Source organism: Rheinheimera sp., assembly GCF_037442525.1.
Classification (GTDB): Bacteria; Pseudomonadota; Gammaproteobacteria; order Enterobacterales; family Alteromonadaceae; genus Pararheinheimera.
Genome location: NZ_JBBIQD010000001.1, coordinates 452,699 through 464,625, shown reverse-complemented (window position 1 = coordinate 464,625; position 11,927 = coordinate 452,699). Strand labels below are relative to the sequence as shown.

17 protein-coding genes are annotated in these 11,927 nt (G+C 55.1%); all 17 read right to left on the bottom strand.

Going from position 1 to position 11,927, the window contains the following annotated elements:
- Positions 1-141 (bottom strand): hypothetical protein, encoded by a 141-nt coding sequence (locus WKJ03_RS02160; RefSeq protein WP_337840513.1) that lies wholly within the window; start codon positions 139-141, stop codon positions 1-3.
- Positions 141-581: a hypothetical protein gene (locus WKJ03_RS02155; protein ID WP_337840512.1), complete on the bottom strand. Its 441-nt coding sequence runs from the start codon at positions 579-581 to the stop codon at positions 141-143. The genes WKJ03_RS02160 and WKJ03_RS02155 overlap by 1 nt, the downstream gene beginning before the upstream one ends.
- The gene (locus WKJ03_RS02150) at positions 581-1,000 is read right to left on the bottom strand and encodes a DUF1320 domain-containing protein (RefSeq protein ID WP_337840511.1); all 420 of its coding nucleotides are present in this window, start codon (positions 998-1,000) and stop codon (positions 581-583) included. Before WKJ03_RS02150 ends, WKJ03_RS02155 begins: the two co-directional genes overlap by 1 nt.
- Entirely contained in the window at positions 1,001-1,435 is a 435-nt protein-coding gene (locus WKJ03_RS02145) for a hypothetical protein (protein ID WP_337840510.1), read from the bottom strand.
- Between the two features lie 41 nt (positions 1,436-1,476).
- Positions 1,477-2,403, bottom strand: coding sequence for a Mu-like prophage major head subunit gpT family protein (locus WKJ03_RS02140; protein WP_337840509.1), 927 nt, complete (start codon positions 2,401-2,403; stop codon positions 1,477-1,479).
- Positions 2,403-3,518, bottom strand: coding sequence for a phage protease (locus WKJ03_RS02135; protein ID WP_337840508.1), 1,116 nt, complete (start codon positions 3,516-3,518; stop codon positions 2,403-2,405). The genes WKJ03_RS02140 and WKJ03_RS02135 overlap by 1 nt, the downstream gene beginning before the upstream one ends.
- Before the next feature lie 74 nt (positions 3,519-3,592).
- Entirely contained in the window at positions 3,593-4,441 is an 849-nt protein-coding gene (locus tag WKJ03_RS02130) for a hypothetical protein (RefSeq protein WP_337840507.1), read from the bottom strand.
- A 127-nt stretch (positions 4,442-4,568) separates the two neighbouring features.
- The gene (locus WKJ03_RS02125; protein WP_337840506.1) at positions 4,569-5,015 is read right to left on the bottom strand and encodes a phage virion morphogenesis protein; all 447 of its coding nucleotides are present in this window, start codon (positions 5,013-5,015) and stop codon (positions 4,569-4,571) included.
- Positions 5,015-5,275 (bottom strand): hypothetical protein, encoded by a 261-nt coding sequence (locus WKJ03_RS02120; RefSeq protein WP_337840505.1) that lies wholly within the window; start codon positions 5,273-5,275, stop codon positions 5,015-5,017. The genes WKJ03_RS02125 and WKJ03_RS02120 overlap by 1 nt, the downstream gene beginning before the upstream one ends.
- Positions 5,275-6,690 carry a phage minor head protein gene (locus WKJ03_RS02115; RefSeq protein WP_337840504.1) on the bottom strand — a complete coding sequence of 472 codons (1,416 nt, stop codon included), beginning with the start codon at positions 6,688-6,690 and terminating at the stop codon, positions 5,275-5,277. Before WKJ03_RS02115 ends, WKJ03_RS02120 begins: the two co-directional genes overlap by 1 nt.
- Complete coding sequence (locus tag WKJ03_RS02110) at positions 6,690-8,261, bottom strand: DUF935 domain-containing protein (protein WP_337840503.1); 1,572 nt, start codon at positions 8,259-8,261, stop codon at positions 6,690-6,692. The genes WKJ03_RS02115 and WKJ03_RS02110 overlap by 1 nt, the downstream gene beginning before the upstream one ends.
- A gap of 2 nt (positions 8,262-8,263) precedes the next feature.
- Complete coding sequence (locus WKJ03_RS02105) at positions 8,264-9,889, bottom strand: hypothetical protein (RefSeq protein ID WP_337840502.1); 1,626 nt, start codon at positions 9,887-9,889, stop codon at positions 8,264-8,266.
- A complete protein-coding gene (locus WKJ03_RS02100) occupies positions 9,889-10,470 on the bottom strand; it encodes a DUF3486 family protein (protein ID WP_337840501.1) in 582 nt (193 codons plus the stop codon). The genes WKJ03_RS02105 and WKJ03_RS02100 overlap by 1 nt, the downstream gene beginning before the upstream one ends.
- 13 nt (positions 10,471-10,483) lie before the next feature.
- Positions 10,484-10,774 (bottom strand): hypothetical protein, encoded by a 291-nt coding sequence (locus WKJ03_RS02095; protein ID WP_337840500.1) that lies wholly within the window; start codon positions 10,772-10,774, stop codon positions 10,484-10,486.
- Positions 10,764-11,111 (bottom strand): DUF2730 family protein, encoded by a 348-nt coding sequence (locus WKJ03_RS02090; RefSeq protein ID WP_337840499.1) that lies wholly within the window; start codon positions 11,109-11,111, stop codon positions 10,764-10,766. The genes WKJ03_RS02095 and WKJ03_RS02090 overlap by 11 nt, the downstream gene beginning before the upstream one ends.
- Positions 11,096-11,335: a TraR/DksA family transcriptional regulator gene (locus tag WKJ03_RS02085; RefSeq protein ID WP_337840498.1), complete on the bottom strand. Its 240-nt coding sequence runs from the start codon at positions 11,333-11,335 to the stop codon at positions 11,096-11,098. The genes WKJ03_RS02090 and WKJ03_RS02085 overlap by 16 nt, the downstream gene beginning before the upstream one ends.
- Positions 11,335-11,925, bottom strand: a complete 591-nt coding sequence (locus tag WKJ03_RS02080; RefSeq protein WP_337840497.1) for a hypothetical protein — start codon at positions 11,923-11,925, stop codon at positions 11,335-11,337. Before WKJ03_RS02080 ends, WKJ03_RS02085 begins: the two co-directional genes overlap by 1 nt.
- Positions 11,926-11,927 lie beyond the last annotated feature (2 nt).

The following is an 11,927-nucleotide window of genomic DNA, read 5'->3' as shown; positions in this document are numbered from 1 at the left end:
TTACTCCGTCTCTTTAATGGCGTCTTTGGCCTTTTGTGGCTTTGCGGCCAGTTTGGCTTTGTACGCCAGGTACTCGGCTTCAGTGACCAGCTTGCCGTCCACCTTGTAATGGCGGCCCGCCTGGTGTTGGGTGGTGTTCATCACAGTGCTCCCTGGTACTCGCGTACCGTTGTTTTAAAACTGAATAACAGCCAGACGGCGTTATCCTTCACGCCAATTGGCGCAATGCGGACCAGCTCAATCGGTTCGGCGTCCTGGGTAGGGCATTTGCCAAGCAGCGCGGCGAGCAAATCGGTTTTCACCTCATCCAGTCGCTTGCTGCTCTTTTTACCCTGGGGGTCGTCCACGGCTTTAAGCCCAACGGCGATGCCAAAACCGGCACGGCCCACCTGCAGCAACGGCCCCAGGTCTTGCGTGGCGGTCTGGTAGTCGGTGGCAAGAGGCACCACGTAGACTTCACGCGGCCGGTTCAGGCCGTCTTTCATCGCAAGCGCCACACTCAGAGCGCCTTCCACGACTGGGAACGCCGGTGTGCCGTCCACCAGGTGCGCCTTTAACAGCTGTTCTATGGCCTGCAGCATCAGATAAAGCCTTTGCTTGCGTCGCGGTGCCAGACATTGCCACCGCTTCGGATTTCGATGGCGCTGTCTGTGGCCGGAGTTTCTGCGCTGCTGCTGATCCCAAGGCTGGCTTTGCCGTCCGCGACATCGCGCAGCCACTTGATGGCGTCCTGGTAGCGCTCCTTCACCAGCTCAGGCACGGCATTGCGGTGCAGGGCATAGCGGGTGAGGTTGGCGCAGACTTCCACCAGTTTCAGGGGCACCACAGAAAGCGGCAGGGCATAGCGGCCAGCCAGATAGCTGTCGATGGTGGCACTGGCTGAGGTGAGCTCAGCGTCAGCAATGGCGTCTTGCGGGCCACTGCCGTCTGGGTCAATCAGCTGGTTCACTTCATCGGCCCCAAAGCGGGTGCGCAGTTCTGGCAGGCTGCAGTAGGGCATTTACTGGGCTCCGCTCGCTTTGTAGGCATCCCACAACGCATCGCGCTCAGCACCGCTGACAGGCTTACCCATCCGTTTACTCAACGCATCCAGTTGCGGTTTACCCTGGCCGGTGAAGTGGTCTTTGTTGGACGGATCCAACGTGGCCACGGCCTCTTCAAAGCTCAGCGGGGTGTGGAAAGTTTCCGCATCGCCTGTGCCTGCTGCGCTTTGTAACTGGGCCGATGCCTGTTGAATGGCGCGGGTGTCCGCGCCTTCAGGTATCTGGTCCGCAGTAACTTCACGTGAGGACAGGCGTTTTTCAGCAATGATTTGGTTGTATTGCTCATCAGTAAGCTGTTCGCGCAGCAGTGCGGTGCCCTTGTCGGTAAAGCCAATTCCAGCTCGGCGAAAGCTGGCCGCCAAAGCGGTCACCAGAATGATTTGTTGAGACATTGAGTGCTCCTGCCCCGGCACACGCCGGGGCGTGTTAAGGGTTACAGGAAGTCTGCGACCAGAACGTCGAACTTGTCTTTCAGGTCGTTGCTGACACTGACACCACCATCATCAATCAGATCGCGAGATTTGATTTGATTAGCCAGCTTCTGTTTGCTGTTCGGGACGACCAGCAGCAGTTTGCTCTTACCGAGCCCTAATGAACGACCACCGTCGGCTTTAAAGTCACCCATCATTTCGATGGCTTGCCAGATGTTGTCGTAACTCAGCTCCGCCTTGACCCCAACGGCCATTTGCCAGAAGCCATACCCAGCGTTGGCGCGCAGGTCGACACCATAACGGAACAGCTTTTTGGTGAAGACCTGCTCATCATTTGGGTTGTCCATGGCGACAAACTGGGGTTTTTTGCGCTCCTGGTAAATCAGTGGTTTTAATGCTCGGCTAACGTCCAGCAGGAACCAGGGTTCGCCCGTATAGGCACCGTCGATAATCGCGTTAGACACCGACGTGTCTGCACCTGAACCATCCACTTTTTCGTTCACCGGGTGGTCTGTATCAAAGAAATACTGGCCGTCGTAACAGGTTGTTGTGAAACCTGCTTTGAGCAACGGGAAAATCAACTCATCCGGGAATACGTCGGACGCGCGGCCCATTTCCGTAAACATGGGGTTGTAAACGCCCAGGTTATCGTCTTCGATGTCGTTACGGTCAACGCCTACAGAGCTTTCAAAATCTTTGTTTTCCAGCGCGTAGCCGTGTTCCTTCATCGAGTTAATGACCCGGTCACCAATCCATTCCCGAAAGCCTGGCCATTGGCCTAACCAACCGTAGGTATTGGATTTGGTGGTGCTTGGTACGACGGTAGCAACCGCCATGTACTGGGACTGCGCGCTCGTTTTTCCTTCTTCAAACTTTGCATTAAACGCGGCACGCATTGCGTTTAAGACGGCGGATGTGACCATTGCCATTACGCTTTTACTCCTAACTCTTTGGCCAAATCGGCGTGAGAAACACCAATCTGATCTGCAATTGCTTTCTGATCAGCGGTCAGCGCCGCCACACCTTGTTTGTCGTCCGCGTCCGGGCGCTTGACCTGACTGGACTGCTGCGCTGTTAATGCTGCGACTGAGGGGCGGGCCTGCAGTTGGGCGGTCAATGCCGCCATGTTCTGTTTGCCCAGGCTCACCAGGTAGTCGCGTTCACTGGCCAGAACCAGCTTGCCTTCCTTTTCAGCGTTCTCGATCACCTGCTCCACGGTCAGGCTGGCCGTGGTGGCGGTCAGTGATGCGACTTGCTGCAGGGCGGCGTTGTACTGGGCAATCGGCACGTACTGCGACAGGTCGATATTGCCTGGGCCTGCGGCTTCAGCGAGTTCCAGCTTGGCGCTTAAGGCCGCCTGATTGGTTTCCAGCGTGGTCAATGCTGTCAGTGCCGCCTGGGCTTGCTCGTCAGTCAGATTTGCATCTGCCTGCACGGTCACGCCAAGTTTGGCCAGCAACGCAATGAGCGTTTTGTGCATGGGTTGATCCTCTTGGGGGTTAATGGTCGATGGGGCGAACCGGGCCGCCAAAGAGGCCAGCGCCTCCATGCCGTCAGCGCCGGGGTTGTTGGTAAGCGCCGCCATATAAATGGCCTGCACTTCACCGGTGGTTTTGTCGTAAGGAAATACCGCAGAGAGGTAGCGGTATTCGTTGTTGGCAATAAAGGCTTGGGCTTTTGGGGTCCAGTTCGGCTTGATGTAAAGCCCTTGGCCAGGGCGGTACTCCATTTCGTTAAACCAGCCTGCAGCAGGGGCCTGAATGCCTTTTTCTGCCGCCACCAGGGTTTGGTGCTCGTAGTCAATGACGATGTCGTTTTTGCGTTGGTTAAACAGTGCAATGACATTGGCAGCGACGGCTGCATTCATCAGCCATTTGCCGCTTGGCACATCATGTGGGCGACCATCCCAGGCGCTGAACTGGCCATCTGGCAGCAGCTGCGCCCAGTCATCACCAGGCTGCAGTTCAGCCGTCAGCACTGCACAGCCGACAGTAGCGGTGGCGGCAGACAACACAGCGATGGAGAAAGCGGATTTGGAAAACATAAAAGCCCAGGGTTAAAAACTCACTGGGCTGATTTTGGGGTTTGGGGGGTAGGCTTGTGGATTAAAGTGTTTTGCTAATTATTCATACTTCTGAATTCGGAGTGGTAGTAGCAAAATATTGCTGCGGATATGAATTCGTGGCCTATTTTGCTTAAATTCATGCATAGGACCTCTATCGAGCGATCGTCATTCACTGGTGTCTCAAAATTTAATCTGAAACGTGTCGCCAAAGGGTCAAAATAATATATTGCACCTAACAATGAAGTTATTATTTGGAAATTTTTTGTGAGGTCGACGCCTGAGCGTTCGTTAGTGTATGACTGCAAATCTTTAAATATTACGTGGACGTATTCAACCCATTTTTCTGAAGGAGTGAAGCATCCCATATCAGGAATCAAATAGTCTGATTCCTTTGCCTTGGTATAAAGAGCCTTTTCATGGCCGACAAAGTCGTATGCGGACAAATTTTTAATCAAAGTTGCAATTGTTGCAAAGTAGTTTATCAATCTGAGCTCTTCTCGATAAACCATAGGGTTTAAGAAGTTAGTATCCCCATATTTTAGTTTTGAATATGTGCTGAGATCTTTTTTGAAATGCTCGGATTTGTTCATGAAGTTTATCGGTGTATTAAACATTTCTAAGTTTTTAATATCACTGGTGATTTCGTCAAACATCGCTTGAAGAGCGATATAGAGCTTGTCTATTCGGGCTTCTGTTTTGTCTTGGCGTCTATGTCGTACCACAAACACTAGTGTAACTGCTGTGGCCAGACTCCCTGCAAGTTGCCCCAAATCCATTACCACTTTCCAATTTTTGGAATTTCCGAAAATGGTCGCCAACGATTGAATAATTGCTGTAAGAAGGATTATTAAGAGAAGAAGTAGAACCAGTGAAAATAAAATATCAAATTTCTTATCGCGCATTCCTTTTACAACTCCACTCTGCGTTTAAACACTGTTTAAATTCCATTTTAAGCGCACAACCCCACCTTTTGCATATACTGACCGCACTCAACGGCCCTAAATCGCTTAGAGCGCGTTACAGCGCGTTTTAGCTTTCAGCCAGATGGTCGCGTAATATTGCCAGGATTTCGTCGGTATCGTCCCAGGGGGACGAGGTAAGGCCGATAAATGGCCGAGCGACAATACCTGCTTCTTCCCGGCCGAACTGGTGGGTGGCGGCGTATTCGAGGTTCGAACCAAACAGCAGCTCGTCAGGTGTGGCTTCATAGCTCAGCGTATCGCGCAGGGTGCCGCTTTGCTGCAGGATGCGGTCTTCGCCTTCTTTACGTGCCAGGGTTTCGGGGGCCAGTGGTTCCCAAGGCTCACCATCCGGGCTTAATTCCAACTGAAAGCGGGACTGGTGCGACTCCAGGAGGTATTCACCCATCTGGGCATGGGCGGGGTATAAGTTCTGGCTGTTCGCGATGAGTTTATTCAGGGTGTCGACCACTGCATCCAGGCCCGACAGCTGCGCTGCAATACTGACCCCGGCCATTAGTCGGCATCCTGGTGCATCAGACTGATTTGCTCTGCAGTGGCGTCAGCCATCATGCACTCAAACACCCAGCCAAAACGTGCGGCGTCTTCACCTCCGGCTTTTTGGGCTAGTGCTGCCAGCTGGCGAACAGCGTTCAGCTTGTCAGGAAACGGTTGTTCTGACTTCAGCACAGCAAAGGCCTGGTCGCTCAGTGGCGTTGCATCCTGTGCTGGGTAGGCGCCGCTTTGCAGCTGCGCCAGTGCTTCTTCTATGGACATCAGTTCAGCCCCTTTTCCATAAGTTGGTCGAAGTATACTGCAATTTCCGGGTTCCACTGTGCCAGTGATTTGCGATTTAGCAGCCACATCACAAAGTGTTCAGCGTGCCACTCCTTAAAGTTTTGGGTGGCGTAGGTGGTCAGCCATTCTGCACTTTTGTGCATCGGCGTTCCGGCTTTAAAGTGCACCAGGTGGCCAAGCTCATGCAGCCAGTTGGTGAAGAGCGCTCCGTCCTGGCCATGCGTCACATGGCGCTTAATCAAGTCGGACAGCGTAAAGCCGGGCTTGCCGGATTGCTTAAGAGCAATGGCCAAATCCACGGCGCGACGCACTTCGTTCATTACCACGTTACTGAGTAGTTGGTCCGCCCCGGCTTTGATCACCACATGGTTAAACACGGATGCAGTAAAGCCATCGGCGATTAAATACTGGTTGATGGTGTACGCCTGCAGCTGGGGGATGCCAGGGATCCGTCCGATGTAACTGGCCACATCAGCGGCAATTTTAAGCGGCGCAATGGCTTTAGGGTTCATTTCCGCCTGCTTTAAAAACAGCGTTTTAATACTGTGTTTTTCTATAAATGCGCTTAGCTGCTGCACCTGCGGCCCAGCTGAGGTGTCGGCCAGTTCTTGCAACTTGTCATTGAGCCGGTGCACGTTCACCCCTGGCACGGTGCTAAAGGCAGTTGGCACCAGGCGTGGCTGCAGTCGCTCAGCGAGTGCGGGCTTGCTGTCGATTTGCGCTTTGACGGCGTCGGCAGGCTTGATATGCCCTGGCGCGTAATCAAAGCCGGGGTCGATACCTTTGGGCACCTGGTGCACTTCGCCTGTCTTGCGGTCTACCCATTCGCGCATTGCGATGCCTGGTTCAGGACTGACGCTGTAGCCTTTGCGCTTCACACTCTGCGCGGTTTCGCCGACCACCTTACACTTACAGCCCCAGCCGTTTTGCGGAAACCACACCTGCCAGAATGCAGCGGTTTTGGGCAGTACCAGGTTGTGTTTCGCCTGGTGTGCGGGGCGGGGGTAGCGACTGTCGCCGTGCACGTAGCGCCAGAACTCAAACTGCTGCAGTTGCTGCCAGCGTCCGGCGTTGTACGCCTGGCGCATGTTGGTGTCGTAAATCACCCGCGCCCGCCAGGCGGCATCGCCGGTATGGTCCCAGCCATTCTTTTTAACGATGTTTTTAAACTCGCTTTTAAACCAGTTTAAACTTTTGCCTTGTGCGATGGCGGCGTCCACCGCCTGGCGTAAATCGGCCAGCAGTTCGGTCTTGGTGGCTCCGGCCACCATAAACGCGACGTTGTGCTGCTCTTTCCAAATGTCGGTCCAGCGCTCACTGGGCACATTGAGTTTGGCCCGAAAGAACGCGATCGCCTCTTTAAAGCTGAGCCCGCCATACTGCGCCGTGCTCATCAGTTGCCGCCTGCCACGTCAAAGCGTCCTGCCAGCTCTGCAGCGCTTAACGCCAGCTGCATCACTTCCGCTAGTTCCGACTCATCCAGTTTGCCTTCCATTTCCAGCAGTTGCTGCAACAGCTCCTGCAAGCTGGTGGCGTTCTGGACCAACTGCTCAATGGGTTGCAGCAACTTGTTCATGGCCGGTGCCGCTTTGGCGCGCAGTTGCTGGCTAAACGCATCGGCACCGTCTTGGGTGGGCAGTTCTGCTTTGAGGCTCGCAATCGCCAGGCGCAGGGCGGCGGTGCTATCAGCCGGTTTAGTTGGCTTTGCTTCCGGCGGTTGACCAAGCACCGGCTCGTTGTTTTCTGGTTGAGGGATGGCCAGTTTTTTCTGCGCCCAGGCGACGGGGATTTTAAAACCGGCCTGCACCAGAGGCGGCAGGGCTTCGCTGTAAAGCTTAATGTCTTCGGCTTCTTCCGTGTCAAACACAATGCGCGGCATCCGCCTGGCGTCGCCGGTGTAGGACTTGCCGTTGAGCATATGCATTGGCCAGAGCAGATCGCGGCTTAAGGTGCTGGCCAGCTGCCGTAAATCGTGGTTGCGAATATCCAGGCGAACTTCATTGTGCACGTTGCCCAGCGCCTGGCTGCCGGTGCTGTCCACCTGAGCCGTTAAGGTTTGGCCCAAAATCACTTTGGACTGGATGCGTTCACACCAGGACATCATCGACAGGAATGGCTCGCCGCCGCCTTTGGCCGCTTCGAAAAATTCCATATCCATGCCCTTGGGCATGATGCCTGCGCTGTTGTGACCAACACTCCAGACCGCCTGCAGCAGGCGGTTTTTCTCATCGTCATTGGCCCCAGCCGGGTACTTACCAATCCGAATGGGGATGCCGTAAATCTCCAGGAACTCGGCCAAATCTCGCACTGAGTAGTTCTTAAAGATAAAGGGCCAGGCGAGCTGGCGGATTAAGCCTGCGCGGGCAATGTAGCCACTCTTGGCGGCATGGCGGTGCTGCACCCAGCCGAATGGCTGTAGCTTTTCGCCGTGGGTGGTGCCGTTGCGCAGCACCAGTTCGTTCTGATTGTCCTGGGCTAACTGAAACCAGGTGGCCGGGCGAAACTCAAAGCCGCAGGGCACCCGCAGGCCCTGGTGCTTTTCCCAGTGGTATTCGATAAAGGAAAAGCCCTTTAAAATGCCATCTGTCATGTTAAACAGGATGTCTTCAAAATCCGGGATGTCTTCCAGAATTTCCTGATGCTGTGCGGCGTCTTTTTTCTCCTGGGCGCTTGGGTTGCGTGGTGGTTCGACCCGCATTGGTACGCTGGAAAGTGCCATGCGGCGCTTAAACAGCTCCGCAAAGATATGGCCGTCTTTCTCTTCCACATCTTCGGCCAGGTAGCACTGGCTTAAAAGATTGCCCTGTTCGGCATCGGTCAGCATGGCCGCCAGGCTGAGCGGGGTTAAGCCCCGGCTGGGGTGCTCTGCGAATTCACGGCGAAGCTGCACAATACGGGGGCTGTTGTCGGTTTGTTTCTCTTTCTCACGCACCCGGAACAGGGTGCCGTTTTTGTCTTGTTGCATGGTTACCAACACCCTTGAGAGGTTTGAAATTGTGAGGGGCTGTCTTTGCCCTGGGTTAATGCGGTGACGGGGGTGAACTCAATGGCGCCGCCTTCCATCCAACTGGCGCGAATGGCCATGGCGAGGGCCACGGCAAAGTCGCCATGACGCTGCTGGCCATCGGTGCCTTTGCCGGATCCTTTTTCAATCTGTGGCACGCCGTTTTTCATCTGAATTTTGCAAAGGTCGTCCAGGATGTCCTGGTGGCGGGGCAGTTCGATAAAGCCATCATCAAACTCGGCTTTCAGCTTGGGCATCCACTCCCGATACCAGTTTTGGCTGAGCATGACGCAGTCGACCATATCGGTGCCAAATTTCAGCCGGGCCGTCTCGGCCAGGTAGCCGCCGTTGCCGGTGCTATCAAAGGCCGAAGCCGTGAAGCGGGGTAAGCGCTCCAGGATAAACATCAGAATTTGACGTTGGGCCTCGTAGGTGGCGTTGGACAGCTCCACCACAAAGGGCACCCGCTTGGTTAAATCCGGCCGGATGCTCAGCGGTACAAAGACGGACAAATCGCCCTTGCGGGCAAAGTCTTCACCAAACACATGGCGGCAGTCGGTGGGCAGCTGCTCCAGCAGGAACCTGACGTTGTTCTCAAGCCACTCGCTGACAAGCTCGGTGCGCTTTGCGTCGCTTAACAGCTCAAAGTCTTTTGGGGCGGTAAAGCGGACAATCGGAATGCTGTGGTCTTTGACCATGGCGCGCTCAATGAGCGTGCGCTTTAAATAAATTCCGGCACCGGCCTTGGGGACGCAGAAGTATTCTTCCAGCGCGTCTTCTTCGGTGGCGGTGTCTTTTAAAAGGCCTGCTTTCCACTCATCTTCCCTGGCCTGGCTCCACTCCAGGCGGCGGGTCTGACAAATGCGCTGATAGAGGCCGTCCCGGCAGGCATCGTCCAGGGTAATGGTATGAATGGAGTAACGCTTTTTACCGGCCAGGCTATCGGTAATCAGCTGATTAAACAGGTTATCGATGCCGTTGTGGGTGCTGATAAGCCGCACCTTGCTTCCCCACATGGTAAGCGCCAGGGCGGCCTTTAATACTTCAGCCAGACGCTCATGGAATGCGGCTTCGTCAATGGTGACATTGCCCTGCATACCCCGCAGGTTGGACGGGTTGGAGCTCAGCGCCTGGATTTTAAAACCACTGGCAAAGTGCACCACAAAGGTCAGGATCTCTTTGCCATCTTGACCGCCATCCACAAAGACTTCTTCCTGAATTTCTGATCCGGCTTTATCAAAGACCCGCGCCCACATAGCCGCTGCTTCAATAAATTCCCGCGCCATTTCTTTGTTGCTGCCCACGTAGAAATGGTTGCACCCTCCGTCCTGGCGGCGGGTGGAGGCGCAGAGCACCGCATCACAGGCCTCAGCCCAAGTGATGCCGGTTCGACGGCTTTTCTGGGCAATCTTGAGGGGGCTTTCATCGGCGACCCAGCGCTTTTGGTAACCCAATAGCACTTCAGTGGGACTGAATTGGCTGAGCTGCGCCACATGATGGTCGACCGTTTCGGCAACCGCCTGCGCCACTGGCGTGACGGCCAGAGAAATAGCGGCGACTGCAGCAGCGGCGGTTTGCTTTAATTTCATTAGGCTATCCCCAGGATTTCGCGCTTAAGCGCAGCCACACCGTCAGCGGTCAGCCCTTGCTGTTTGGCGACTTTCTCCGCTGCTTCTGCGGCCTCAGCGGCAAAGGTTTGGCGGATTTCTTTTTCGCGCTTGTGGTTGTGCATGGCGGCGGCTTCCAGGCGCTGTGCGGCGAGCATGGCGTCCTTAATCATGCCGATGTCCATTTCTTCGCTGCTGGACTGCTGCATCATGGCTTTGAAAAGCTGGGTGCGGCCTATCTCCAGGATCATCCGGCTTAAATCGCCTGTGGGCTTGTCGCCAAGCTGGGCTACCAGGGCGTTGGAAACTTCACGCAGTTCACGAATATCTTTGCCAATGGTTTCCAGGTGGGTGGCGTAGCGGTTTAACCCTGAGCGGCTGATTTTGAGTTCAGCCTTGTCTTCGTCGGGTAGCTGGCTTTGCGCAATAAGGTCGTTGATATAGTCCAGAACGTCTTGCTGGCTCAGGCGGCCATCACGCAGCTTGGCGTCGAGTTCGCGCCGGATGTCTTCAGGCAGAAGGTCGATTTTGCTGCGGCGGCCACGGGTAGTTTTGTCCGTCATGGCTCACCTGTGGTTACTTTGGAGTTGGGCGTTTGATACCAGGGATGCGGGCACGGCCTTGGGCCACGTCCAGACCGCGCTCGGTCAGACGGGCAACACTCACTGAGCCGACTTGCTCCAGTAACACTGTGCCTTGTTCTTTGAGCCAGGCCAGCTCTGTGCGCAGCTTATCCCGGCTGATGTCCAAGCCCAGGGCGTTCACACCGTCCTGTAAAATGGATTCGTTCAGGTCATAGCCGGAGTCTTCCGCCAGCAGGCGCAAGATGGCCAGGCGCTGGTGTTCCGTCATTAATTCAGCCAGCATGGTTTTTACCTCGTAGTTCGTTTTCAATCAGCAGGTCGAGCTTTTGGTCCACGCTGCGCATTCGTCCATGGACGTTGTCCATCTTGCCGCCAAGCTCACTGACCTTTTTATCCAGGGCGTGGAACTCAGAGGCATCAGGGATAAACTGGATCCGAAGCTCTAACTCGCGTTGACGAGCTTCTAGTTCGTCCAGTCGCTCTTTCAGCGCTTCTGTCGCGGCTTTGTTCTGCTCGGTTGGTTTACTCAGCCAAACGTACAGGCCAAGCAGAACCATGTAGGCCACCTGGGCTAGGTCGAGCCAAAACTTCAGTCCGGCGTAGTTCAACTCTTCGAGCAAAGTTGCTTCCTCTTGTGTTCACGGATTTCCTGGCAGTCAATGCAGCACACGGCTGACGGGACAATCGCCATACGCTCTGCGGGGATGTGCACACCGCAGTCGTTGCAAAAGTGATTGCCGTTCTGGTCAATATCCTGGGGTTCAGTGGGACGGTTCAGCGCCTGCTTTAATGCGTTGTCCCGCTGCAGTGCTTCTAAATCCTGGGCGCGGTCTAAGACATCCATTAGCGACGCCCCGGCTTGTCTTTACTGCCTTTGCCAAAGGGGGCAAATCCATCCAGGGTGCGAAGGCCCAGATAACCCAGCGCCGGGGTGTAAACCGTCATGGCGATGTACCAGTCTGGCCCGACACCTTTACCAAAGGCTTCCATCACGGCCATCAGCAGCACGTACACAGAGCCTGCATAAAACGACTGGCGGGCCATCAACGGGCGGGTGCGCCGGACGTATTCATCGGTGGCGACATCACCGGCCCGGATGGTGGTTTGGGTTTCAGCATGGCTGGCTTGCTGGTCAGAAAGGTTTTGTTGGTGGCGCTGGTTCTGCAGTTCCAGGCGGCGGGTCTGCTCTTTTTCCAGCTCCACCTTTAACCGCTCCAGCTCCACAAATTCAGCCGGGGGCAGGGCGGCAATCCGCTCGGCTACCGCGGCCACTTTGTCCTGCGGCTTTAGCGTGAGGTTGCCCACAGTTTCGACAATATCCGCCACCTTGTCGGCGGTTTTACTGCCACCAAACAAGCTGCTGATACTGCGTATAACAGATGGGCCGTAATCCACGGCCAGCGAGGCGATGCCCGCAGCAAGGGTTAAAGACATAG